The following is a 23,991-nucleotide window of genomic DNA, read 5'->3' as shown; positions in this document are numbered from 1 at the left end:
GAGGGCCCGGCCGTCGCCGACCGGGCCCTCGCCGTGCGTCGCGGTGTCAGTCGACCTGCCGGGGCTGCGTCATGTCGGCGGGCACCACCCATGCGTCGAACTGCTCCTCCGACAGCTCGCCGCTGGCGACCGCGGCCTCGCGCAGGGTCAGGCCCTCCTTGTGCGCCTTCTTGGCGATCGCGGCCGCCTTGTCGTAGCCGATGTGCGGGTTGAGCGCGGTGACCTGCATGAGGTTGCTGGCCAGGTTGGCCTCGATGCGCGCGGTGTTGGGCTCCAGCCCCACGGCGCAGCCGTCGTTGAACGCCCGGCACGCGTCGGCCAGGAGGCGGATGCTCTCCAGCACCGCGTGCACCATGACCGGCTTGAAGACGTTGAGCTGGAAGTTGCCCTGGGTGCCGGCGAAGGCGACGGTGGCGTCGTTGCCGAACACCCGGGTGGCCACCATCGTCAGCGCCTCGGCCTGCGTCGGGTTCACCTTGCCCGGCATGATGCTGGATCCCGGCTCGTTCTCGGGGATGTTCAGCTCGCCGATGCCGTTGCGCGGCCCGGAGGCCAGCCAGCGCACGTCGTTGGCCATCTTCATCAGGCGCCGGCGAGGGTGCGCAGCGCGGCCGAGGTCTGCACGAGTGCGTCGTGCGCGGACAGCGCGGCGAACTTGTTCTCCGCCGAGCGCAGCTCCAGCCCGGCCTCCTCGCCCATCTTCCGGGCGGCGAGGTCCCCGAAGCGCGGGTGGGCGTTGAGCCCGGTGCCGACGGCGGTGCCGCCGATGGCCAGCTCGTGCAGCCCCTCGCCCGCATGGCGGACCTGACCCATCGCGTAGTCGATCTGGGCGACCCAGCCGCCGATCTCCTGGCCCAGCGTGATGGGGGTGGCGTCCTGCAGGTGCGTGCGCCCGACCTTGACGACGTCGGCATGCTCCTGGGCCTTGGCCGCCAGCGTGTCGCGCAGCACGCCGACCCCACCCTCGAGCCGGTCGCGCAGCTCGAGGAGCACGGCGATGTGCATCGCCGTGGGGAAGGTGTCGTTGCTGCTCTGGCCCCGGTTGACGTGGTCGTTGGGGTGGACCGGGGTCTTGCTGCCCAGCTCGCCGCCGGCCAGCTCGATGGCCCGGTTGGCGATGACCTCGTTGCTGTTCATGTTGCTCTGGGTCCCCGAACCGGTCTGGAAGACCACGAGCGGGAAGTGCTCGTCCAGGTCCCCGGCGATGACCTCGTCGGCGGCGCGGACGACGAGGTCGGCGACGTCCGCGGGGAGCTCGCCCAGCTCCGCGTTGGCCTGCGCCGCGCCCTTCTTGAGGATCCCCAGCGCCTTGATCACCGGACGCCCCCAGACGAAGGTGTCCCGGCCGATGGGGAAGTTGTGGATGCTGCGCTGCGTCTGCGCGCCCCAGTAACGGTCGGAGGGGACCTCGACCTGTCCCATGCTGTCGGTCTCCATGCGCACCTGGTTCATGGGCTCATCGTAGGTGTGCGGTCCGGCCGGCTTGCACCGGCCGCGTAGACTGGCACTCAGACCGTCGGAGTGCCAGCAGCGGGAGGTGGGCGAGAGCATGAGCGTCAGCGACGACCGTCGCCTCCACGTGCTGCGCGCCATCGTCCAGGACTACGTGCGCACCTCCGAGCCGGTGGGGTCCAAGGCGCTGCTGGAGCGCCACCAGCTGGGGGTGTCCGCAGCCACGGTGCGCAACGACATGGCGGTGCTGGAGGAGGAGGGCCTGATCACGGCCCCCCACACGAGCGCGGGCCGGGTGCCCACGGACGCCGGCTACCGCCTGTTCGTGGACCGGCTCAGCGCCGTCAAGCCCCTCGGCCGGGGCGAGCGCAGCGCGATCGAGCGTTTCCTGCACGGGGCGGTCGACCTGGACGACGTGGTCGCCCGGACCACCCGGCTGCTGTCCAGCCTGACCCACCAGGTGGCGGTCATGCAGTACCCCAGCCTGTCCCGGTCCACCGTCCGGCACGTCGAGCTGGTCCCCATCGGCGGTCCGCGTCTGATGGTCGTGCTGATCGTCAACACCGGCCGGGTCGAGCAACGGGTCATCGACACCGGGCGCGAGCTGGCCCCCGACGCCGACCTCGTCGCCGACCTGCGCTCCCGCGTCAACTCCGTCTCCGTGGGCCTGCCCCTGCCGTCGGTCCCGGCCCGCCTGAACGCCCTCCTCGAGGACGTCGCCCCGGAGGACCGCCACGTGGCGACCGCGGTCGCCCGGGCGCTGGCCGACGCCGTGGCCGAGCAGTCGGAGGAGCGGGTCGTCCTCAGTGGCACCGCGAACCTGGCCCGGTCCGGCAACGACTTCCCCACCTCGCTCTCCTCCGTCCTCGACGCCCTCGAGGAGCACGTCGTCCTGCTGCGTCTCATGGGCAGCATGGCCACCGTCGACGGCGACCAGGTCGCGGTCAGCATCGGGATGGAGAATCCCTACGAACCCCTGCGCACCACCTCGGTCGTGGCCACCAGCTACGGCGACGCCGGGGGCCTGGGGGTGGTCGGCCCCACCCGGATGGACTACCCCCAGGCGATGGCCGCGGTCCGGGCCGTGGCCCGCTACGTCGCCGAGATCCTGGACGGGTGAGGCCGTCCGTCCCCGACGGACGGGTGCTCCCGTCCGACACCCGGCGGCTGCCGCGGCATAGTTCGACCGCCCGCGCCGTTGTCCTTCCCGTTGCCCCCCACCACCAAGGAACTCCTACGCCGTGAACGACTACTACGCCGACCTCGGGGTCTCCCGCGACGCCAGCGCCGAGGAGATCAAGAAGGCCTACCGCAAGAGGCCCGCCAGCTCCACCCCGACGTCAACCCCGGCCCGGACGCCGAGGCCGAGTTCAAGCGGGTCTCCCAGGCCTACGACGTCCTCTCCGACCAGGGCAAGCGCTCGGCCTACGACCGGGGACAGGACCCCTACGCCGGCGCCAGCGGAGGCTTCGGGCAGGGCTTCACCTTCACCGACATCATGGACGCCTTCTTCGGCGGCACAGCGGCCGGTGCCCGGGGGCCGCGCTCGCGGGTGCAGCGCGGGCACGACGCGCTCGTGCGCCTGGACGTCGAGCTGGCCACGGCCGTCTTCGGGGGCGAGGAGAGCCTCACCGTCGACACGGCCGTCCGCTGCACCACCTGCACCGGGTCCGGCGCGCAGCCGGGCAGCGGCACCCGGACCTGCGCGGTGTGCTCCGGGCGGGGAGAGGTGCAGCAGGTGCAGCGCTCCTTCCTCGGCCAGGTGATGACCTCGCGCCCCTGCCAGGCCTGCCGCGGCTACGGCGACGTCATCGAGCACCCGTGCTTCGACTGCTCCGGCGAGGGGCGGGTGCGCACCCGCCGTGAGCTGACGATCAAGGTGCCGGCGGGCGTGGACAGCGGCACCCGCATCCAGCTGGCCGGCGAGAGCGAGGTGGGACCCTTCGGCGGGGAGGCCGGAGACCTCTACGTCGAGATCGCGGTAGCCCCCCACGAGAGCTTCACCCGCCGCGGCGACGACCTGCACTGCCGGGTGGAGGTGCCGATGACCGCCGCCGCGCTGGGTGCGACCCTGCCGGTCGAGACCTTCGACGGTCCGGTGGAGGTCGACGTGCCCGAGGGCACGCAGCCCGGGCAGACCGTCACGCTGCCCGGCCTGGGCGTGGGCCACCTGCGCTCGCAGGGTCGTGGAGACGTCGTCGTCCACCTCGACGTGAGGGTGCCCACCCGGCTCACCGCCGCCCAGCGCGAGCTGCTCGTGCAGCTGGCGGCGGAGCGCGGGGAGACCGACCCCGAGGGCCGCATGGCCACCACGGGCTCGCACGCGGGAAGGGCGGGCAAGTTCTGGGACGCCCTGCGCGGCCGGTGACGGCGTGACGGCCCCTCTCTTCGTCGTCGGCGCCGACCTCCTGGCCGACGGCGGGGACACCGTGCGGCTGGACGGGTCCGAGGGTCGGCACGCCGCCGACGTGCAGCGGATCGGGCCGGGGGAGTCGCTCCTCCTCGCCGACGGCGCGGGCACCTGGGCCCGGTGCACCGTCCTGAGCGCCCACCGGGGCGCGCTGGACCTGCGGATCGAGTCCCGCGGCACCCACCCCGCCCCTGCGGTCCGCCACGTGCTCGTCCAGGCCCTGGCCAAGGGCGACCGCGACCTGCAGGCCGTCGAGAGCGCCACCGAGCTGGAGGTCGACGAGGTCGTGCCGTGGCAGGCCGACCGCAGCATCGTGCGGTGGCGGGGGGAGCGGGGCGCCAAGTCGCGCCGCCGGTGGGAGCAGCAGGTGCTCGCCGCCGCCAAGCAGGCGCGCCGGACCCGGGTGCCCGAGGTCGCCGAGCTCGTCGGCCGCCCCGCGCTGCTGGAACGCGTCGCGGCGGCGGGCCTGGCGCTCGTCCTGCACGAGGAGGCCGACGAGCCCCTCACGACCGCCCTGGCCGGGCTGCCGACCCCGGACCGGGACGCGGCGGCCGCCGGCCCGGAGGTGCTCGTCGTGGTCGGTCCCGAGGGGGGGATCACCCCCGACGAGCTGACCGCCCTGGTCTCCGCCGGAGCCCGCCCGGTCCGGCTGGGTCGGGCGGTCCTGCGCACCTCCACGGCCGGGGCGGCGGCCCTCGCCCTGCTCAACGCGGCCGGACGGTGGCGGTGAGCACCACCTCCCCGGAACGTCCGGTCCGACCCCAGGTCCCGCCCTCGATCTTCTCCCCGGGCCTGCGCAGCACCTCGCTCGGGGCCGCGGCTCTCATCTCGCTGTTCGCCCTCGAGTACATCGCGGTCGGGGCGGCCATGCCGACCGTCGCCGCGGACCTGGACGGGTACCACCTCTACAACATGGCCTTCGGCGCCACCGTGGCCACGAGCGTCGTGGGCATGGTGGTCGGCGGATGGTGGTCGGACCGGTCCGGACCCCGTCCGGTCGTCCTCGCCGGCACCGGACTGTTCACGGCGGGCCTGCTCGTCGCCGGGCTCGCCGCCTCGATGGAGGTCTTCGTCGTCGGCCGCGGCCTGCAAGGACTGGGCAGCGGCCTGTCCACGGTCGCCCTCTACGTCGTCATCGCCCAGCGCATCCCCGACCAGCGCCGTCCCTCGGTCTTCTCCCTGCTCGCCGCCGCCTGGGTGGTGCCCGGGCTGGCCGGTCCGCTGCTGACCGGTGTCGTCGTGGAACGGTTCACCTGGCACTGGGTCTTCCTCGGTGTCGTCCCGTTCGTCGGGGTCTCGGTGCTCGTGCTGCGCCGGGCCCTGGCCGGCACCCGACCGGGCGCCGGTGCGCCGCACCTGCGCCCCCGGACCATCCTCTGGGCCGTCGTGGCCGCCGTGGCCGTGGGCGCGCTCAACCTGGCGGGGGACTCCGTCGACGGGTTCGAGCGGGCCGTCGGCCCGGTAATGCTCCTGCTGCTGCTCGCGGCCTCCTGGCACCTGCTCCCGGCGGGCACGCTCACGCTCGGGCGGGGGCTGCCCTCGGTCATCGGCGTCCGGGCCGCCATGGGCGGGTCCTTCCTCGCGGCCGAGGCCTACCTGCCGCTCATGCTGCGTGACGAGCACGGCTACTCCCCGGCGCAGGCGGGGGCCGTGCTCGCCGTCGCGTCGGTCGCCTGGGCGCTGGGTTCCTGGGCCCAGGGCCGTCTGGGGGAGTCCGTCGACCGCTACACGCTGATGCGGGTCGGGGTGACGGTGTTCCTCGCCCTCATGGTGGGGCTCGTCCTGGCCGTCGCCCTGCGGTGGCCCGGGTGGAGCGTGGTGCTGCTCTACGGCGCCGCCACCCTGGGGGTGGGGCTGGCCTACCCGACGACCTCGCTGCTGACGATGCGGCTGTCGCCCGAGGCGGAGATCGGGCGCAACAGCTCGGCGCTCCAGGTGGGCGAGTCGCTGACCGGCGCCGTGACGCTGGCCGTGACAGGGGTGGTCTTCGGCCTCTTCTACGCCTCGCAGCCGCACGCGGCCTTCGTCGGGACCCTGGCCGTGGCGGTGTCCGTGGGGGCGGTGTCGGTGCTGAGCGCCTGGCGCACCCGACCGTGACGACGACGACCAGGGTGGCCCGGGGCGGCCGCCTAGACTGGAGGACCTGATGACCGAACCACAGCACGGACCCCGCGTGGTCCCCACCCACACCGTCGTCGTGCCCGACGACGTGCCCATGGTCAGCCTGCTCGGGCCCCGGGACGAGCTGCTGCGCACGATCGAGCGGGCCTTCCCGCAGGTCGACGTGCACGTGCGGGGCAACGAGTTCCGGCTGACCGGCGACACCGGCGAGATCGCCCTCGTGGAGCGGCTCGTCGACGAGCTCCTGGCCGTGGCCGCCACCGGCCAGCCGCTCAACCGGGACGCGGTGGAACGGTCCATCGGGATGCTGCGCACGAGCACCACGGAACGCCCCGCCGACGTGCTGACGATGAACATCATCAGCAGCCGGGGCCGGACGATCCGCCCCAAGACGCTCAACCAGAAGCACTACGTCGACGCCATCGACGAGCACACGATCGTCTTCGGGCTGGGGCCGGCCGGCACGGGGAAGACCTACCTGGCCATGGCCAAGGCGGTCGCGGCCCTGCAGGCCAAGCAGGTCAACCGGATCATCCTGACCCGCCCCGCCGTCGAGGCGGGCGAACGGCTGGGCTTCCTGCCCGGCACCCTCAACGACAAGATCGACCCCTACCTGCGGCCGCTCTACGACGCGCTGCACGACATGGTCGACCCGGACTCGATGGCCAAGCTCATGGCGGCCGGGACCATCGAGGTGGCCCCGCTGGCCTACATGCGCGGCCGCACGCTCAACTCGGCCTTCATCATCCTCGACGAGGCCCAGAACACCTCGCCGGAGCAGATGAAGATGTTCCTGACCCGCCTGGGCTTCGGCTCCAAGATGGTGGTCACCGGGGACACCACGCAGGTCGACCTGCCCGGCGGGACGACCTCGGGCCTGAAGGTGGTCCAGGAGATCCTGCACGACGTGGACGACATCCACTTCGCCCACCTCACCAGCGACGACGTCGTCCGTCACCGCCTGATCAGCGACATCGTCGACGCCTACGGCCGCTACGACGCCCGGCGACCCGGGCACGAGCGCTCGCGCCCCGCGCGGCAGGGCCCGGGCAGGCGGTCCGCCGAGGGGACCTCGCGGTGAGCGTGGAGGTGCTCAACGAGTCCGGGGAGGTGCCCTCACCCTGCCCCGAGCAGGAGCTGGCCGACCTCGCCCGGCACGTGCTCGACCAGCTGCGCGTCCACCCGCGCGCCGAGCTGACCGTCACCCTCGTCGACGAGCGGACCATGAGCGCGCTGCACGAACGGTGGATGGACCTGCCCGGTCCCACCGACGTGATGAGCTTCCCGATGGACGAGCTGCGGCCCGGCCGGGGCGAGGCCGACGACGACCTCGTCGAGGGCGTGCTGGGCGACGTCGTGCTCTGCCCCTCGGTCGCGCGGGCCCAGGCCGCCCGCGCCGGGCACGCGGTCGGCGACGAGCTGCTGCTCCTGACCACCCACGGCATCCTGCACCTGCTCGGCTTCGACCACGCCGAGGCGGCCGAGGAGCGGGAGATGTTCGACCTGCAGCGCACGCTGCTGCTCACGTTCCTGGCGCAGCGCGGACGGACGACGACGGCGGCGCCGGAGGCGGGCCGCACGTGACGCCGTTGGTGCTGGTGGCGATCGTGGCCACCGTCGTGGCCTTCCTTCTCACCGCCGGGGAGACCGCCCTGCAACGGGTCACCCGGCACCGTGCCGAGCAGCTGGCCGACGAGGGGCGCAGCGGTGCCCGAGCGCTGCTCCGGATCAGCGCGGAGCCGGCCCCCTACCTGGCCGTGGCCACCTTCGTGCGGGTGACCGCGGAGGCCGCCACGGCCGTCGCGGTGACCGTCGCGGTCGACATGGTGACCGACTCCCACTGGCAGACGGCCCTCGTCGCGACCGGGATCATGGCGGTCGTCTCCTTCGTCGTCGTCGGGGTCTCCCCCCGCACGCTCGGCCGCCAGCACAGCGAGGCGGTCGCCCTCACGGCCGCCCCGGTGGTGCGTCTGCTGCGTCTGCTGCTCGGGGCCGTGGCCAAGCTGCTCGTCGTCTTCGCCAACGCGGTCACCCCGGGACGCGGCTACGCCGAGGGCCCCTTCGCGACCGAGTCCGAGCTGCGCGAGCTGGTCGACATCGCGGGGGACTCGGCGGTGATCGAGGACGAGGAACGGGACATGATCCACTCGATCTTCGAGCTGGGGGACACCGTGGTGCGCGAGGTCATGGTGCCACGACCCGACCTGGTCACCGTCAAGGACGAGAAGGTGCTCAAGCAGGCCATGTCGCTGTTCCTGCGGTCCGGCTTCTCCCGGGTCCCGGTCGTGGGCGAGGACACCGACGACGTGCTGGGGATGCTGTACTTCAAGGACGTGGCCCGGCAGGTGAACGCCAACCCGGAGGCGGCCAGGTCCGTCGCCGTCACCGAGGTCATGCGGCCGGTGCAGCGCGTCCCGGAGATGAAGCGGGTGGACGAGCTCCTGCGTGAGATGCAGCGGGCCCGCCAGCACGTGGCCGTGGTCATCGACGAGTACGGCGGCACCGCAGGGCTGGTGACCATCGAGGACATCGTCGAGGAGATCGTCGGGGAGATCACCGACGAGTACGACCGCGACACCGTGGACATCGAGCGGGTCGTGGACGAGGACGGGCAGGAAAGGGTCCGCGTCCCGGCCAACCTGCCGGTCGACGACCTCGCCGAGATGTTCGAGGTGGAGATCGAGACCGAGGACGTCGACTCGGTGGGTGGCCTGCTGGCGACCGTCCTGGGCATGGTGCCGATCCAGGGCGCCGTCGCCGAGGTCGCCGGGCTCGAGCTGACCGCGGAGCGGATGGCCGGCCGACGGCGGCGAGTGGCGACCGTGCTGGTCCGCCGGCTCCCGCACCCCCACGAGCCCGGCGGCCGGGACGAGCCGCAGGAGACGACCGGCACCGACCACGATCCCACGGAGGTCACCCGTGCATCCTGACACCCCGGCCGAGGGCGCGGGCGAGCACCGCAGCGGGTTCGCCTGCCTCGTGGGCCGCCCCAACGCCGGCAAGTCCACGCTCACCAACGCCCTCGTCGGCAGCAAGGTGGCCATCACCTCCTCCAAGCCGCAGACGACCCGCCACACCATCCGGGGGATCCGCACGCGCCCGGCTCCCAGCTGGTGCTCGTCGACACCCCTGGGCTGCACCGGCCCCGGTCCCTCCTGGGCCAGCGGCTCAACGACCTGGTGCGCGAGACCCTGCTCTCGGTCGACGTCATCGGCTTCTGCCTGCCCGCCGACCAGCGGGTGGGCCCGGGGGACACCTACATCGCCAACGACCTGGCCGAGCTGCACCGCGTCCGGAAGGTCCCCGTGGTGGCCATCGCGACCAAGGCCGACGCGGTCGACCGGGACCGGCTGGCCGAGCACCTCGTCGCGATCGACCGGCTCGGCGACTGGGACGCGATCATCCCCTGCTCGGCGGTCGGCGGCGAGCAGGTCGAGCAGGTCGGCGACCTGCTGGCCTCCTACCTGCCGCCCTCCCCGCCGCTGTACCCCCTCGACCAGGTCAGTGACGAGTCCACGGTGGTGATGATCGCCGAGCTGGTCCGGGAGGCGGCCCTGGAGGGGGTGCGGGACGAGCTGCCGCACAGCCTGGCCGTCCAGGTCGAGGAGATCGTCCCGCGGGAGGGCCGGCCCGAGGGCGACCCGATGAGCGACGTGCGGGTGAACGTGTTCGTGGAGCGGCCCAGCCAGAAGGCCATCGTCATCGGTCGCGGCGGCACCCGCCTGCGGGAGGTCGGCACGACCGCCCGCCGGGGCATCGAGGAGCTCCTGGGCCACCGCATCTACCTCGACCTGCACGTCAAGGTCGCCAAGGACTGGCAGCGGGACCCCAAGCAGCTCGACCGGCTCGGTTTCTAGGGGTTCCCGTCCCGTCGCCGTGTGCCACCGCCCGGCAGGTGGCAGAGTGAGCCCATGAAGAAGCTCCTCAACGACCCCGCCGACGTGGTGGTCGAGGCGCTGACCGGGATGGGCCTGGCCCACCCGGACCTGATCGCCGTGGACCTTCAGGCCCGTGTCGTCGGCCGTCGGGGCGGACCGGTCAGGGGCAAGGTGGGGGTGGTCGCCGGGGGAGGCTCGGGCCACGAGCCGATGCACGCCGGCTACGTGGGCACCGGCATGCTCGACGCCGCCTGCTGCGGGGAGGTCTTCACCTCCCCGGTCCCCGAGCAGTGGCTCGCCGCGGTCCGCGCGGCGGACGGGGGCGCGGGCGTGGTCCTGCTGGTCAAGAACTACACCGGCGACGTGCTCAACGCGGACATGGCCGTCGAGCTCGCCGAGCTGGCCGGAGGCCCGCCGATCGAGGTGGTCGTCGTGGCCGACGACGTCGCGGTGCGGGACAGCACCTGGACGGCCGGTCGGCGAGGGACGGGACTGACCGTCCTGCTGGAGAAGGTCGTCGGTGCCGCCGCCCAGGAGGGCAGGTCGCTGCAGGAGTGCGCCGCGCTCGCCCGCAGCCTCGCCGGCAGGGGCGGGTCGATGGGGGTCGGTCTGGGGTCGCCGACGGTCCCCGCCGGGGGTGCCCCCACCTTCGTCCTGGCGGAGGGGGAGATGGAGCTGGGCGTGGGCATCCACGGCGAGCCCGGCCGGGAGCGCATCGCGTCGCTCCCGCGCGCGAGGTCGCCGCCGCCCTCGTCGAGCCGGTCGTGGCCGACCTCGACCTGCGGGCCGGTGACCAGGTCCTGTGCCTGGTCAACGGGCTCGGCGGGACGCCCATCATGGAGCTGTACCTCATGCACCACGAGGTCCACGCCCTCCTGGACCGGGCCGGCATCCGGGTGGCCCGGGCGCTGGTGGGCAACTACATCACGTCGCTGGAGATGGCCGGCTGCACGGTCACCCTCCTGCGCGCCGACGACGACGTCGTGCGCCTGTGGGACGCCCCGGTGGCGACCCCCGGGCTGCGATGGGGATCCTGAGAGGAACGCGATGGCAGACCTGAAGTCCTTCCAGCGGTGGATCGGCGAGGCCGCCGCCGACCTGACCGACCAGGCGGACCACCTCACCGAGCTCGACCGGGCCGTCGGGGACGGCGACCACGGCACGAACATGGCCCGCGGGTTCGGCCGGTGCGCGGAGCTGGCGGACCACGAGGAGTTCGCCGGGATCGACGCCTACCTCAAGAAGGTCGGGATGACGCTGGTGGGCACCGTCGGTGGTGCGTCGGGGCCCCTCTACGGCACGTTCTTCCTCCGGATGGCCGGACCGTTGTCCGCGACCGCGGACGGTGGCGCCTTCGAGCTGGGCCAAGGGCTGCGCGCCGGGGTCGAGGGGGTCGTCGCGCGAGGCAAGGCCGAGCGGGGCGACAAGACCATGTATGACGCGCTCGCGCCTGCGGTGGACGCGTTCGCCGCGGCGGTGGCCCGGGGAGACGGGCTCGGCGACTGCCTGGCGGCGGCGGCGGCCGCCGCCGAGGAGGGACGGGACGCCACCGTCCCCCTGGTGGCACGCAAGGGCCGGGCCTCCTACCTGGGGGAGCGGAGCGCGGGACACCTCGACCCCGGGGCGGCCAGCGCAGCCATCCTGCTGCGCGCGGCCGCGCGGACGCTGGGGTGAGGCCGGCGGTGGTCTCCCTGGTCGTCGTCTCGCACAGCCGTGCCCTCGCGGAGGCTGCCGTCGGACTGGCGACGCAGATGCTGCACGGCCCGACCAGGCCGCACGTCGAGGTGGCCGCCGGCCTGGAGGACGGTGGTCTGGGCACCGACGCCGGGGCCGTGGCCCGGGCCGTGTCCCGGGCGGACGCGCTCGGCGGCGGTGCGGGGGTGCTCGTGCTGGTCGACCTGGGCAGCGCCGTCCTCTCCGCCGAGATGGCGCTGGAGCTGCTCGATCCGGAGGTGGCCGCCCGGGTGCGGCTCAGCCCCGCCCCGCTGGTGGAGGGCCTGCTCGCGGCGGTGGTCACCGCGGCCGGCGGCGCCGACCTGGACACGTGCGCCCGCGAGGCGGACGCCGGTCTGCGCGCCAAGGACGAGCACCTGCGGGACCCCCGGGGCGGCGTGGCGTCCGCGCCCGCCGAGGCGTCGGAGACGGGGGCGACGACACCCCCTGCGTCCTCGCTCGAGCTGGCCGTCACCGCCGAGCACGGCCTGCACGCCCGCCCGGCCGCCCGCCTGGTCGCCTGCGCGGCAGGGCGGGCGCCGAGGACGACCCTGCGTCTGCGCAACCTGACCGCGGGGCGCGGACCGGTGGACGGGTTGTCGCTGTCGGCGGTCGCCACCCTCGACGCGCAGCAGGGGCACGTGCTGCTCGCGGAGGCCGTCGGCCCGGAGGCCGAGCAGCTGCTCGCCGAGCTCGAGGAGCTCGCGCTGATGGGGTTCGGGGACCTTCCCGGTCCGGCCGAGCCCCTCGCGGAGGTCGACGTCCCCGCACCAGCCGTGTCCACCGAGCCCGGGGTGGCCGGGTCGGGCCTGGAGGCGGCGATCGGACCGGCCGTCCGGGTGGAGTCGGTGCTGGAGACCGCTGACGACCACGCCGGCTCCGTCCCCGAGGAGCATCAGCGGCTGGCCGACGCCGTCGCCGGCGTGCGGGCACGGCTCGGCGAGCTGGCCGAGCAGGCCCGTCGGCACCTGGGCCAGGGGGAGGCCGAGGTGTTCGAGGCGCACGCCACCCTGCTGCAGGACCCCCGGATCACCGAGGCCGCCCATGCCCGGATCGAGGCGGGCGAGCCGGCGGCCGAGGCGTGGTCGGCGGCGGTCCGCGCGGCGGCGGAGGCGTTCGCCACGCTGGCCGATCCCTACCAGCGCGAGCGGGGGCAGGACGTGCACGGCGTCGGGGACCGGGTGGTGCGGATGCTGCTGGGGCTCGAGGAGCCGGAGAGCACGGCCCACGGCGTCCTCGTGGTCGACGAGCTCGACCCGGCGCTGGCCATCTCGCTGGACGCTTCGAAGGTCCAGGGGGTCCTGACCCGGAACGGGGGGACGACCGGCCACGGGGTGCTCATCGCCACCGCCCGCGGGGTGCCGGTGCTGACCGGGGTCGGGGACCGGGCGGACGTCCCGGACGGCACGGTCGTGGCCTTCGACGCCCGCAGCGGCGACCTCGTGGTCGATCCCGAGCCCGCGCTGCGGGAGGCCTTCGAGGAGATGGTCTCGGCGCGCAGCCGGGAGCGGGGGCGGGCGCTGCGGCACGCGCGCTCCCCGGCGGTCACGACCGACGGGGTGCGGGTGCGGGTCAAGGCCAACGTCTCCTCCCTGGCCGTCGCCCGCCTCGGGGCCGACCTGGGCGCCGAGGGGTCCGGGCTGGTGCGCACCGAGGCTGTCTTCGCCCAGTGGCGCCAGGCCCCGTCGGTGGACCAGCAGGTCGAGGTGTACGCAGCCATGGCTGCCGTCTACCACCCGCACCCGGTGACCATCCGGACCTGGGACGTCGGCGGCGACAAGCCGCTGCCGTTCCACCCGGTGCCCGTCGAGGGCAACCCCTTCCTCGGCGCCAGGGGGCTGCGGGCCTTCGTCGAGGACCCCTCCCTGCTGCTCGACCAGCTGCAGGCCGTCTGCACGGTGGCGGTGGACCACCCCCTCGCCGTGCTCTTCCCGATGATCACGACCGTCCAGGACGTGCGGTGGGCCCGGGAGCTGCTGGCCACGGCCGCCCGCAGGGCCGGGCTGAGCGCCCCGCCACCGGGCCTGCAGGTCGGCATCATGGTGGAGGTGCCTGCGGCGGCCCTCGGGATCGCCCACCTGGCCCAGGGTCTGGACCTGGTCTCGATCGGCAGCAACGACCTCGTGCAGTACACCCTGGCCGCGGAGCGGGGGAACCCGCGGCTGGCGGCGTGGTCGGACGCCCTCGACCCGGCGGTGCTCTCCCTGGTCCGGTCCGTGACCGACGGGGTCCCGGAGGGGGTCCGGGTCGGGCTGTGCGGGGCGATGGCGGGCGACCCGGACCTGGCCGGCCTCCTCGTGGGGCTCGGGGTCCAGGAGCTCAGCGCGTCGGCCGCCTCGGTGCCCCTCGTCAAGCAGCGTCTGCGGACCGGGAGCACCGCCGAGTTCGGCGACCTGGCGGCCCGGGCGCTGGCCTGCCCCGACGGCGCATCCGTGCGCGCGCTGGTCCAGGAGGCGCAGCCGACCCCGACGGTGCGGCTCAGCGGACCCCGCGCGGTCGGAACTGCACGCTGATCCGTGGCCCGACCGGCTGGCCGGTCTTGGGGACGCAGTGGTCCCAGGTGCGCTGGCAGGCCCCGCCCATGACGAGCAGGTCGCCGTGGCCCAGGACGAACCGCGTGCTGGCCCCGCCACCGCGCGGGCGCAGGAGCAGGGCCCGCGGGGCGCCCAGGCTGACGATGGCCACCATCGTGTCGGCCCGCGAGCTGCGTCCGTGGCGGTCGCCGTGCCAGGCGACGCTGTCCCGGCCGTCCCGGTACAGGCACATCCCCGCGGTGCGGAACGGCTCTCCGAGCTCGGCGGCGTAGTGCGCGCTGAGCTCGTCCCGGGCCCTGGTCAGGACCGGGTCGGGCAGCGTCTCACCCTCGCCGTAGAACCGCAAAAGACGGGGCGTCTGGACCTCCCGCTCCCACATCTGGCGTCGCTCCCCGCGCCACTCCACTCCGGCCGGTCCGCCGAGGAAGAGCCGGGCGAAGAGCTCGTCGGAGCCGGTCACCCAGCCGGGCCGCAGGTCGACCCAGGAGCCGGCGTCCAGCGCGGTCCGGCGCACCGCGCCCGAGAGCGGGCGCACCCCGACCTCGTCGACCTGGTCGAGCAACGAACCCTGCAGCATCATGCCAGGATTGGAACACATGTTCGACATCTCGCGCAAGGGTGGCCGCGGGTGAGGTGCGGGGGCTGTCCGCACGGGGCCGGCACGGGGCGGTCCTCCCGCCGTCCACGGGCGACGTGGGAGATGATGGGGGCATGCCCACCTACCGCGAGGCCGCGATCGTCCTGCGGACCTACAAGCTCGGGGAGGCCGACCGCATCGTCATCCTGCTGACCCGCGGGCGCGGCAAGGTGCGGGCCGTGGCCAAAGGGGTCCGGCGGACGAAGAGCCGGTTCGGTGCCCGGCTCGAGCCGGGCATGGTCGTCGACGTCCAGTGCTACGAGGGACGCACGCTGGACACCGTCACCCAGGCCGACGGGCTGGCCGCGTACGGGGAGATGATCGCGCGCGACTACCCGGCGTGGACGTCGGCCCACGTGATGCTGGAGACCTGCGAGCAGCTCACCGAGGAGGGGCAGGTGGCTCCCCAGCACTTCCGCCTGCTCGCCGGGGGGCTGGCGGCGCTGGCGGCCGGGGAGCACGAGCCGCGGATGGTGCTCGACTCCTACCTCGTCCGGGCGCTGGCCGTCGCCGGCTGGCGGGCCAGCTTCGTCGACTGCGCCCGGTGCGGGATGACCGGCCCCCACCGGGCCTTCCACGTCCCCTCCGGCGGTGCGGTGTGCCCCGTGTGCCGGCCGCCGGGGTCGACGGCCCCCGCCCCCGAGACGCTGGCCCTGCTCGGGGCGCTCCTCACCGGGGACTGGGAGCTCGCCGACGCCAGCCAGAGCCGGCACCGGGCGGAGGCGAGCGGCCTGGTGGCCGCATACCTGCAGTGGCACCTCGAACGGGGCGTGCGCTCGCTCCGCCACCTGGAGAGGATCCGTTGAGCATGGCCGCAGGTTCCCGCCGGGTCCCCGTCCCGCCCGACCCGCACCCCTCGGGGGCGCGCCCTCCGGACGTCCCGCGTGAGCTGGTGCCGCGGCACGTGGCGATCGTCATGGACGGCAACGGCCGCTGGGCCAACCAGCGGGGGCTGCGCAGGACGCAGGGTCACGAGCCGGGGAGGCGTCCCTGCTGGACGTCATCGCCGGCGGGATCGAGATCGGGGTGCGCTGCATCAGCGCCTACGCCTTCTCCACCGAGAACTGGCGGCGCAGCCCGGACGAGGTGCGCTTCCTCATGGGCTTCAACCGCGACGTCATCCACCGCCGCCGCGACCAGCTCGACTCCTGGGGGGTGCGGGTGGTCTGGTCCGGCCGCGCGCCCCGCCTGTGGCGGTCGGTGGTCTCCGAGCTGCAGGACGCCGAGCGCCGGACCCGGGACAACGACGTCATCACCCTCAACTTCTGCGTCAACTACGGGGGCCGGGCGGAGATCGCCGACGCGGTCCGTCGGATCGGCGAGGACGTGCGGGCGGGGAGGCTCTCGCCCCGGGGCATCGACGAACGCACCGTGGCGCGCTACCTCTACCACCCCGAGGTGCCCGACGTGGACCTGTTCCTGCGCAGCTCGGGGGAGCAGCGCACCTCCAACTTCCTGCTGTGGCAGAGCGCGTACGCCGAGATGGTCTTCCAGGACGTCCTCTGGCCCGACTACGACCGGCGCCACCTGTGGCAGGCGATCGAGGAGTATGCCGCGCGCGACCGGCGCTACGGGGGAGCGGTGGACCGGTCGGCCGGCCCGTCCACGCCCTCGGAGGGCTAGCCGGACGCCTCGGTCCTCGCCGTGCCCGGGCCCGGCCCGGCGCACCCGGAGCAGGTGCCGAAGAGCTCGAGGGTGTGGTCGACGTCGACGAACCCGTGCTCGGCGGCGACCCGTTCGGACCACGTCTCCACCCCGGGTCCGGCGACCTCGACCGTGCGGCCGCAGTCCCGGCATACCAGGTGGTGGTGGTGGCCGGTCGAGCAGCGGCGGTAGCGGGCCTCGCCCTCGTCGGTGCGCAGCACGTCGACCTCGCCGTCCGCCGCCATCACGGTCAGCACCCGGTAGACGGTGGCCAGACCCACCCTGGTCCCGCGCTCACGCAGACGGGCGTGCAGCTCCTGGGCGGAGCAGAAGTCGTTGTGGCGGCCGAGCTCGTCGGCGACGGCGAGCTGCTGACGGGTGGTCCGGCGGCGTGGTTCCTCGGGGCTCGTGCTCATGGTGGCGTTCCTCGGCTCGGGACGGTGCTACGCTAATGATAACCGATCTCAGTAACTATCAGGAGCCAGACCATGCGGACCTCCGGCACCGCCCTCGCCGCGGCAGTCTCCCTCGTCGTCGCCGGCTGTGGCACCCCGTCCGCCGACGCACCGGACGGTGCCTCCGGGACCGGCGGCACCGGCACGTCGGCACCCGTCGCCGTCAGCACCACGACACCGCTGGGCAGCGTGGTGCAGGACGTGGTGACCTGCAACGGCGGGACGGCCAGCACCCTCATGGCACCGGGCGACGACCCGCACACGTTCGCGCCGTCCTCGGCGCAGCTCGCGCAGCTGACCCAGGCCGAGCTGGTGGTGGCCATCGGCCTGGGCCTGGAGGAGGGCCTGGGCGCGGCGATCGAGAACGCCCGGTCCGACGGAGCGCGGGTGCTGGAGCTGGCCCCCCTGCTCGACCCGCTGCCCTTCGACGGCACGACCGGGCCCGCCGAGGACGACCACGAGGGGGAGGAGGACGAGCACGCCGACGACGAGCACGCGCACGACGGGGACGACCCGCACGTGTGGCTCGACGCCTCACGGATGGCGACGGCCGCCGAGCTCGTCGGCGAGGAGCTCGCGACCGTGACCGGCGACGACGCTACGCCGGGTGCGGGACGCAGGTCGCCGCCGAGCTGCGGGACGTCCACGAGCAGGTCGTGGAGATCCTGGCGGCCGTCCCGGAGGAGCGTCGCGTCCTGGTCACCGACCACCAGTCGTTCGGCTACTTCGCCCAGGCCTACGACTTCGACCTCCTGGGCGTCGTCGTCCCCGGCGGCTCGACGGACGCGGAGCCGTCGTCGCAGGAGCTGGCCGAGCTGGTCGAGGTCGTCCAGGACGCCGGTGTCCCGGCCGTCTTCTCCAACACCGCCGTCAGCTCCAGCCTGGTCGAGGCCGTCGCCGCCGAGGCGGGCGGGGAGGTCCAGGTCGTCGAGCTCTACGTGGGGTCGGTCGGGCCGGAGGGGTCGGGGGCGACCACCTACGCCGACCTCATGCTCACCGACGCCCGGCTCATCGCCGACGCGCTGGGCTGACGGGAAGGATCACGGTATGCAGTGGTGGGTCGAGCCCTTCCTCCTGGGCTTCCAGCAGCGAGCCCTCCTCGGCGGGCTGCTCGCGGCGCTGATGGCCTCCGTCGTCGGGGTCTGGCTGGTGCTGCGGGGCATGAGCTTCTTCGGGGACGCCTTCGTCCACGGGGTGCTGCCCGGCATCGCCCTGGCCGTCGTGCTGGACCTCAACGTCTACCTCGGGGCGGCCGTGGCCGCCGTCGTCATGGTCGCCGGCATCCACTACGTGCACCGGGCGACCCTGCTCAAGGAGGACACCGGCATCGGGCTGCTCTTCGTCGGGATGCTGGCGCTCGGGGTCGTCATCATCTCCCGGAGCAGCTCCTACACCGGCAGCCTGACCTCGATCCTCTTCGGGGACGCGCTGGGGGTGACCGCCACCGACCTGCGCTGGCAGGCGGGTGTGGTCGTCGTGGTGCTGGTGGCCTCCGTCCTGCTCTACCGGCCGTTCCTCTCGCTGAGCTTCAGCGCGACCAAGGCGAGCTCGCTGGGGATGCGCCCCGGCCTGGCGCACGCGCTGCTCCTCGTGCTCATCGCGGTGGCGGTCATCGGCAGCTTCCGCACCGTCGGCACCCTGCTGGTCTTCGGCCTGCTCGTCGGGCCGGCCGCCACCGCGGCCCTGGTGAGCCGGACGATCCCCCAGATGTTCGTCGTGTCGATGGTCGTCGGGGCGCTGTCCGTCTGGCTGGGGCTCGTGGTCAGCTACCACCTCCAGACGGCCGCCTCGGCGACGATGGCGCTGGTGCCCATCGTGCTCTTCTTCGTCATCCTGCCCGTCACCCGGCTCCGTCGGCGGGCGCGCGCCAGGGCGGTGACGGCATGAGCGCCGGCACCGGGTGCACGCCCCTGGCCAGGCAACCGACCTGGTCCTGCGCTACGACGGACACCTGGCGGTCGACCGGTCCAGCCTCGAGCTGCCGGCCGGCCAGGTGACCGCGATCATCGGACCCAACGGGTCGGGCAAGTCGACCCTGCTGCACGCCCTCGCCGGCCTGCACGAGGTGGCCGCAGGGAGGCTGGAGGTCCTCGGCACGAGCGCCGCGAGGGCCCAGTCGCAGATCGCGTACGTCGTGCAGCACGTGGCCGTCCCCGAGGGGGTGCCGATCACGGTCCGCGAGGTCGTGGCCATGGGCCGCTACCCCACGCTGGGCTGGTGGCGCCGCCCCCGGCGGGAGGACCGCGAGCGGGTCCGTGCGGCCCTGGCAGCCCTGGAGATCGAGGACCTGGCCGCCCGGCACCTGGGCGAGCTCTCCGGGGGCCAGCGGCAACGGGTCTACGTCGCCCAGGCGCTGGCCCAGGACCACGTGGCGATCTTCCTGGACGAGCCGCTCACCGGCCTGGACATGGTCTCGGCCAGGGCGATCGACCGGATCATCCACTCCGAGCACGAGGCCGGCCACTCCGTGGTCCTGACCACCCACGACCTCGAGGAGGCCCGGGCGGCCGACCAGGTGGTGCTGATGGCCGGCCGGGTGGTGGCCTGGGGGCGGCCCGAGGAGGTGCTCACCCCCGCCCACCTCACGTCGGCCTACGGGCTGGGAGCGCTGCACGGGGACGCGCAGGGACCCTTCCTCGACGACCCGCACGCGCACGACCCCGCCCGCGACGACGGGATCAGCCCCGGGGCACCAGCTGGGTGACGGTGACGACGGCGAACAGCAGCAGCACGGTGGCCCGCATCAGGCGTTCCACGGTGGTCAGCCGGGGCCACGACAGGTAGAGCAGCCACAGGATGAAGGCCAGCGCCAGGCCGACCAGGACCCAGCCGACCGCCCCGCCGACGAAGCCGCCGACCAGCATCAGGACGAGCAGGACGAGGAAGGGCAGCCACACCGGCAGCCGCGCCAACCGGGTCAGGACGGGCAGGGAGCGCTGCTCCACGGCATACCGGAGAGGACCGGGTCCCGGCCCCCCGTCGGGGGTCGCGGAGGCGCGCCGGGGGTGGGGATCTGAGGGAGGGGACGTGTCGGGCACCGCACCAGCGTAAGTCCCGTGCAGGGTCCGGCCGGGCCCGGGCGGGACCGTACACTGGCGCCCATGTCGCAGACCTCCACCGTCGATCTCGTCGTCTCCCTCGCCAAGCGCCGTGGCTTCGTGTTCCCGTGCGGGGAGATCTACGGCGGCACCAGGTCGGCCTGGGACTACGGGCCGTTGGGCGTGGCCCTGAAGGAGAACATCAAGCGGCAGTGGTGGCGCTCGATGGTGCAGACCCGCGACGACGTCGTCGGCCTGGACTCCTCGATCATCCTGCCCCGCCAGACCTGGGTGGCCTCCGGCCACGTCGGCGAGTTCTCCGACCCCCTGACCGAGTGCCAGTCCTGCCACAAGCGGTTCCGGGTGGACCACCTGCAGGAGGCGGTGGCCGACAGGGCCGCCCGCAAGGGCAAGGAGGTGAACCCCGACGACGTGCCGCTGGCCGAGATCACCTGTCCCAGCTGCGGCAACAAGGCCTGGACGGAGCCGCGGGAGTTCAACATGATGCTCAGGACCTACCTGGGCGCCGTCGAGGACGAGTCCGGCCTGCACTACCTGCGCCCCGAGACCGCCCAGGGCATCTTCGTCAACTTCGCCAACGTCATGGGTGCCTCGCGCAAGAAGCCGCCGTTCGGGATCGCGCAGACCGGCAAGAGCTTCCGCAACGAGATCACCCCCGGCAACTTCATCTTCCGCACCCGCGAGTTCGAGCAGATGGAGATGGAGTTCTTCGTCAAGCCGGGCGAGGACGAGGAGTGGCACCAGTACTGGATCGACGAGCGGACCAGCTGGTACACCGACCTGGGGATCCGCCCGGAGAACCTGCGCCACTACGAGCACCCGGCCGACAAGCTCTCGCACTACTCCAAGCGCACCGTGGACATCGAGTACCGCTTCAACTTCACCGGGTCCGAGTGGGGCGAGCTCGAGGGCGTGGCCAACCGCACCGACTTCGACCTGGGCACGCACAGCGAGCACTCCGGCCAGGACCTGTCCTACTTCGAGCAGGCGACCGGGGAGCGCTGGATCCCCTACGTCATCGAGCCGGCGGCGGGGCTGTCCCGTTCGCTGATGACCTTCCTCGTGGACGCCTACACCGAGGACGAGGCTCCCAACGCCAAGGGCGGGGTGGACAAGCGCACCGTGCTGCGGCTCGACCCCCGCTGGCGCCGATGAAGGTGGCCGTCCTGCCGCTGTCCCGCAACGCCGACCTGACCCCCAAGGCCAAGGACCTCGCCGCCCGGCTGCGTCAGCACTGGATGGTCGACTTCGACGACGCCGGCGCGATCGGCCGTCGCTACCGCCGCCAGGACGAGATCGGCACGCCGTTCTGCGTGACGGTGGACTTCGACACCCTCGACGACCAGGCCGTGACCATCCGTGAGCGGGACTCCATGGCCCAGGAGCGGGTGGCGCTCGACCAGGTGGAGGGCTACCTGGCCCAGCGGCTCCTCGGCTGCTGACCCTCAGCCGCCGAGCACCAGCCCCACGCCCAGCGAGACCATGACCACGGCGATGAGGGCGTCGAGCACCTGCCAGGCCCGGGGCCGGGCGAAGAGCGGCTGCAGCCGACCGCTGCCGTAGCCGAGGGCGGTGAACCAGGTGACGCTGGCCACCACGAGACCCGCGTAGTACCACCACCGGTCGCCCGGCCCGTGGCTGTTGGCGATCGCCCCGAGGACGACCATGTCCAGGTACAGGTGCGGGTTGAGCCAGGTCAGGGCGGCCATGGTCGCCAGGGCCGGCCCCAGGCCCCGGTCGGCGGTCGTGGCGGCGCGCAGCGACTCCTCCGCCCGGAGCGCGCGCCGGGCGGCCAGCAGCCCGTACGCCACGAGGAAGGCCCCGCCGCCCCACCGGGCGACCTGGAGGAAGGGGGGCCAGGCCTCGACGAGGGCACCGATCCCCAGGACCGCGGCCAGGATGAGGACGACGTCGGACAGGGCGCACAGCGCGACCAGCGGACCCACGTGACGGCGCACGATCCCCTGCCGCAGCAGGTAGGCGTTCTGCGCGCCCACGGCGGCGATGAGGGCCCACCCGGTGAGCAGCCCGGCGACGGCGAGGGAGAGCGGCACCGGCACAGGGTATGCGGTGCGGGTGGGTACGCCGCGCGCGTGCGACCGGCACGGACGCGGCATACGGTGGACGGGACCGAGGACCCCGAGAACGAGGAGGATCTGCCATGGCAGAGCTGGACGGACGCACGATCGCCTTCCTGGCGACCGACGGTTTCGAGGACAGCGAGCTGACCTCGCCCTGGGACGCGGTGACCGGGGCCGGTGCCCGCGCGGTGCTCGTCTCCGCCAAGGAGGGGGCGATCACCGGCAAGAAGGGGCACGAGGCGACCGTCGACCAGACCACGTCGGCGAGCGACCCGTCGGCCTTCGACGGGCTCGTGCTGCCCGGTGGCGTGGTGAACGCCGACCACATCCGCATGGACGAGGACGCGGTGGCCTTCGCCCGGCACTTCTTCGAGGCCGGCAAGCCCGTCGGTGTGATCTGCCACGGCGCCTGGATCCTGGCGGACGCGGACGTGCTGAAGGGCCGCACGCTCACCTCGTACGCCAGCCTGAAGACCGACCTGCGCAACGCGGGGGCCACCTGGGTCGACGAGGAGGTCCACGTCGACCAGGGCCTGGTCTCCAGCCGCACGCCCGACGACCTCCCGGCGTTCAACGCCAAGATCGTCGAGGAGTTCGCCGAGGGGCGGCACGAGGGCCAGCAGGCCTGACGCGCCCGCCCCACGGCCGCGGCGCGCCCGGCCGGGTGGCCGGGCGTGCCGCGCCGAAGGGAGTTCTGGGCATCTCCGCGCGGATGGGACAATCGCTGACGTCATGACGCTCACCCACCCCTTCGCACCGCCCGCCCCGGAGACCCCCGTCCCCGCGGGGCGTCCGCTCCTGCCCCCGTTGCAGATCGGCCCGCACCGGATCGAGGCACCGGTCGTGCTGGCGCCCATGGCCGGGATCACCAACCGGGCCTTCCGGCAGCTGTGCCGCGAGTACGGCGACCAGGGGCTGGACCACGCCGGGACCGCCGGAGCCGGTCCGGGGCGGGGTGCCTCTACGTCAGCGAGATGATCACCAGCCGCGCCCTCGTCGAGCGCACGCCGATCTCGATGAAGCTCATCGAGCACGGTCCGGGGGAGGACCCGCGCTCGGTCCAGCTCTACGGCGTGGACCCCGCGACGGTCGGCGCGGCGGTGCGGATGCTCGTGGACGAGGACCGGGCCGACCACGTCGACCTCAACTTCGGCTGTCCCGTGCCCAAGGTCACCCGCAAGGGAGGCGGGTCGGCCCTGCCCTGGAAGACCGACCTGTTCCGCGGCATCGTGCGGGCGGCCGTCCGCGAGGCCGCCCCGGCGGGGATCCCGGTCACCGTCAAGATGCGGGTGGGGATCGACGCCGAGCACGAGACCTTCCTGGACGCCGGCCGGATCGCCGAGGAGGAGGGGGTCGCCGCCGTGGCACTGCACGCGCGCACCGCGGCGCAGGCATACTCCGGGCAGGCCGACTGGGACCGCATCGCCGAGCTCAAGCAGGCGGTGACCAGCATCCCCGTGCTGGGCAACGGGGACATCTGGTCCGCCGACGACGCGGTCGCCATGGTCGAACGCACCGGCTGCGACGGGGTGATCGTGGGACGCGGCTGCCTGGGGCGACCCTGGCTGTTCACCGACCTGGCGGCCGCCTTCGCCGGCTCCCACGTACGGGTCGTGCCCGACCTGCGCGAGGTCACCCGGGTGCTGCGCCGCCACGCCGAGCTCCTCGTGGAGTTCCACCAGGACGAGCCCGCGGGTGCCGGGACATCCGCAAGCACATCGCCTGGTACCTCAAGGGCTTCGCCGTCGGCGGCGACCTGCGGCACCAGCTGGGCCTCGTGGACTCGCTGGCCGCGCTGGACCGGCTCGTCGACACCCTCGACCTCGACCAGCCGTGGCCCGGGGAGGCGGCCGAGGGGCAGCGCGGCCGGGCCGGGTCTGCCCGCGTCGTCGCGCTCCCGGACCGCTGGCTCGACTCGCGCGAGCTCGACGCCGAGCAGGCGGCGTCGGTGGCGCAGGCCGAGCTGTCGGTCTCCGGCGGTTGACGGCGCCACCGGGTCGGCGGCCG

At 73.7% G+C, this 23,991-nt stretch carries 16 protein-coding genes and 8 pseudogenes; 19 read left to right on the top strand and 5 right to left on the bottom strand.

Features of this window, described 5'->3' with window-relative positions; translation table 11 throughout:
- Positions 1 to 46: 46 nt before the first annotated feature.
- Positions 47 to 1,452 (bottom strand): annotated as a pseudogene (gene fumC / locus BJF81_RS10860) (class II fumarate hydratase).
- 97 nt (positions 1,453 to 1,549) lie between these two features.
- On the opposite strand from fumC, the gene hrcA reads away from it, so the two are divergent.
- From hrcA to ptsP, 11 genes and pseudogenes are all read left to right on the top strand, one after another.
- A complete protein-coding gene (gene hrcA, locus BJF81_RS10855) occupies positions 1,550 to 2,572 on the top strand; it encodes a heat-inducible transcriptional repressor HrcA (RefSeq protein ID WP_075958356.1) in 1,023 nt (340 codons plus the stop codon).
- 121 nt (positions 2,573 to 2,693) lie between these two features.
- Positions 2,694 to 3,820, top strand: a pseudogene (dnaJ, locus tag BJF81_RS10850) (molecular chaperone DnaJ).
- Between the two features lie 4 nt (positions 3,821 to 3,824).
- The gene (locus BJF81_RS10845; RefSeq protein WP_075958355.1) at positions 3,825 to 4,592 is read left to right on the top strand and encodes a 16S rRNA (uracil(1498)-N(3))-methyltransferase; all 768 of its coding nucleotides are present in this window, start codon (positions 3,825 to 3,827) and stop codon (positions 4,590 to 4,592) included.
- Positions 4,589 to 5,959 carry an MFS transporter gene (locus BJF81_RS10840; RefSeq protein WP_075958471.1) on the top strand — a complete coding sequence of 457 codons (1,371 nt, stop codon included), beginning with the start codon at positions 4,589 to 4,591 and terminating at the stop codon, positions 5,957 to 5,959. The genes BJF81_RS10845 and BJF81_RS10840 overlap by 4 nt, the downstream gene beginning before the upstream one ends.
- A gap of 49 nt (positions 5,960 to 6,008) precedes the next feature.
- Positions 6,009 to 7,064 (top strand): PhoH family protein, encoded by a 1,056-nt coding sequence (locus BJF81_RS10835; protein ID WP_075958354.1) that lies wholly within the window; start codon positions 6,009 to 6,011, stop codon positions 7,062 to 7,064.
- Positions 7,061 to 7,567, top strand: coding sequence for an rRNA maturation RNase YbeY (gene ybeY / locus BJF81_RS10830; protein ID WP_075958353.1), 507 nt, complete (start codon positions 7,061 to 7,063; stop codon positions 7,565 to 7,567). Before BJF81_RS10835 ends, ybeY begins: the two co-directional genes overlap by 4 nt.
- On the top strand, positions 7,564 to 8,913 hold the full coding sequence (locus tag BJF81_RS10825; RefSeq protein ID WP_075958352.1) for a hemolysin family protein: 1,350 nt from the start codon (positions 7,564 to 7,566) through the stop codon (positions 8,911 to 8,913). Before ybeY ends, BJF81_RS10825 begins: the two co-directional genes overlap by 4 nt.
- Positions 8,903 to 9,840, top strand: a pseudogene (era, locus tag BJF81_RS10820) (GTPase Era). The gene BJF81_RS10825 and the pseudogene era overlap by 11 nt, the downstream one beginning before the upstream one ends.
- 138 nt (positions 9,841 to 9,978) lie before the next feature.
- Positions 9,979 to 10,898: pseudogene (locus BJF81_RS21550) on the top strand (dihydroxyacetone kinase subunit DhaK).
- Between the two features lie 10 nt (positions 10,899 to 10,908).
- A complete protein-coding gene (gene dhaL, locus BJF81_RS10810) occupies positions 10,909 to 11,535 on the top strand; it encodes a dihydroxyacetone kinase subunit DhaL (RefSeq protein WP_075958351.1) in 627 nt (208 codons plus the stop codon).
- Positions 11,532 to 14,087 (top strand): phosphoenolpyruvate--protein phosphotransferase, encoded by a 2,556-nt coding sequence (ptsP, locus tag BJF81_RS10805; protein WP_237770186.1) that lies wholly within the window; start codon positions 11,532 to 11,534, stop codon positions 14,085 to 14,087. The genes dhaL and ptsP overlap by 4 nt, the downstream gene beginning before the upstream one ends.
- Here the strand turns inward: ptsP and BJF81_RS10800 are convergent.
- Positions 14,053 to 14,688 carry an alpha-ketoglutarate-dependent dioxygenase AlkB gene (locus BJF81_RS10800; protein WP_075958350.1) on the bottom strand — a complete coding sequence of 212 codons (636 nt, stop codon included), beginning with the start codon at positions 14,686 to 14,688 and terminating at the stop codon, positions 14,053 to 14,055. The genes ptsP and BJF81_RS10800 overlap by 35 nt on opposite strands.
- A 131-nt stretch (positions 14,689 to 14,819) precedes the next feature.
- On the opposite strand from BJF81_RS10800, the gene recO reads away from it, so the two are divergent.
- A complete protein-coding gene (gene recO / locus BJF81_RS10795) occupies positions 14,820 to 15,551 on the top strand; it encodes a DNA repair protein RecO (protein WP_075958349.1) in 732 nt (243 codons plus the stop codon).
- 2 nt (positions 15,552 to 15,553) lie between these two features.
- Positions 15,554 to 16,368, top strand: a pseudogene (locus BJF81_RS10790) (isoprenyl transferase).
- Here BJF81_RS10790 and BJF81_RS10785 read toward each other — a convergent pair.
- Complete coding sequence (locus tag BJF81_RS10785) at positions 16,365 to 16,805, bottom strand: Fur family transcriptional regulator (RefSeq protein WP_075958348.1); 441 nt, start codon at positions 16,803 to 16,805, stop codon at positions 16,365 to 16,367. The pseudogene BJF81_RS10790 and the gene BJF81_RS10785 sit on opposite strands and share 4 nt — an antisense overlap.
- Positions 16,806 to 16,877: 72 nt before the next feature.
- Between BJF81_RS10785 and BJF81_RS21545 the strand changes: the two are divergent.
- From BJF81_RS21545 to BJF81_RS10770, 3 genes and pseudogenes are all read left to right on the top strand, one after another.
- Positions 16,878 to 17,875, top strand: a pseudogene (locus BJF81_RS21545) (metal ABC transporter substrate-binding protein).
- 16 nt (positions 17,876 to 17,891) lie between these two features.
- Positions 17,892 to 18,731, top strand: a complete 840-nt coding sequence (locus tag BJF81_RS10775) for a metal ABC transporter permease (protein WP_075958347.1) — start codon at positions 17,892 to 17,894, stop codon at positions 18,729 to 18,731.
- Positions 18,732 to 18,744: 13 nt separating this feature from the next.
- Complete coding sequence (locus tag BJF81_RS10770; protein WP_075958346.1) at positions 18,745 to 19,548, top strand: metal ABC transporter ATP-binding protein; 804 nt, start codon at positions 18,745 to 18,747, stop codon at positions 19,546 to 19,548.
- Here the strand turns inward: BJF81_RS10770 and BJF81_RS10765 are convergent.
- A complete protein-coding gene (locus BJF81_RS10765; protein ID WP_237770185.1) occupies positions 19,523 to 19,882 on the bottom strand; it encodes a DUF6703 family protein in 360 nt (119 codons plus the stop codon). The genes BJF81_RS10770 and BJF81_RS10765 overlap by 26 nt on opposite strands.
- Positions 19,883 to 19,945: 63 nt before the next feature.
- Between BJF81_RS10765 and BJF81_RS10760 the strand changes: the two are divergent.
- Positions 19,946 to 21,345: pseudogene (locus BJF81_RS10760) on the top strand (glycine--tRNA ligase).
- 3 nt (positions 21,346 to 21,348) lie between these two features.
- Here BJF81_RS10760 and BJF81_RS10755 read toward each other — a convergent pair.
- The gene (locus BJF81_RS10755) at positions 21,349 to 21,957 is read right to left on the bottom strand and encodes a LysE/ArgO family amino acid transporter (protein ID WP_075958469.1); all 609 of its coding nucleotides are present in this window, start codon (positions 21,955 to 21,957) and stop codon (positions 21,349 to 21,351) included.
- A gap of 107 nt (positions 21,958 to 22,064) precedes the next feature.
- Between BJF81_RS10755 and BJF81_RS10750 the strand changes: the two genes are divergently transcribed.
- Both BJF81_RS10750 and dusB read left to right on the top strand, forming a co-directional pair.
- Positions 22,065 to 22,613, top strand: coding sequence for a type 1 glutamine amidotransferase domain-containing protein (locus tag BJF81_RS10750; RefSeq protein ID WP_075958344.1), 549 nt, complete (start codon positions 22,065 to 22,067; stop codon positions 22,611 to 22,613).
- 103 nt (positions 22,614 to 22,716) lie between these two features.
- Positions 22,717 to 23,968, top strand: a pseudogene (dusB, locus tag BJF81_RS10745) (tRNA dihydrouridine synthase DusB).
- Positions 23,969 to 23,991 lie beyond the last annotated feature (23 nt).

Origin of the sequence: Ornithinimicrobium sp. CNJ-824 (assembly GCF_001942405.1) — a bacterium.
Lineage (GTDB): Bacteria > Actinomycetota > Actinomycetes > Actinomycetales > Dermatophilaceae > Ornithinicoccus > Ornithinicoccus kibberensis.
Note: the sequence above shows the minus strand (reverse complement) of the source record. Positions and strands in the feature narration are given on the sequence as shown.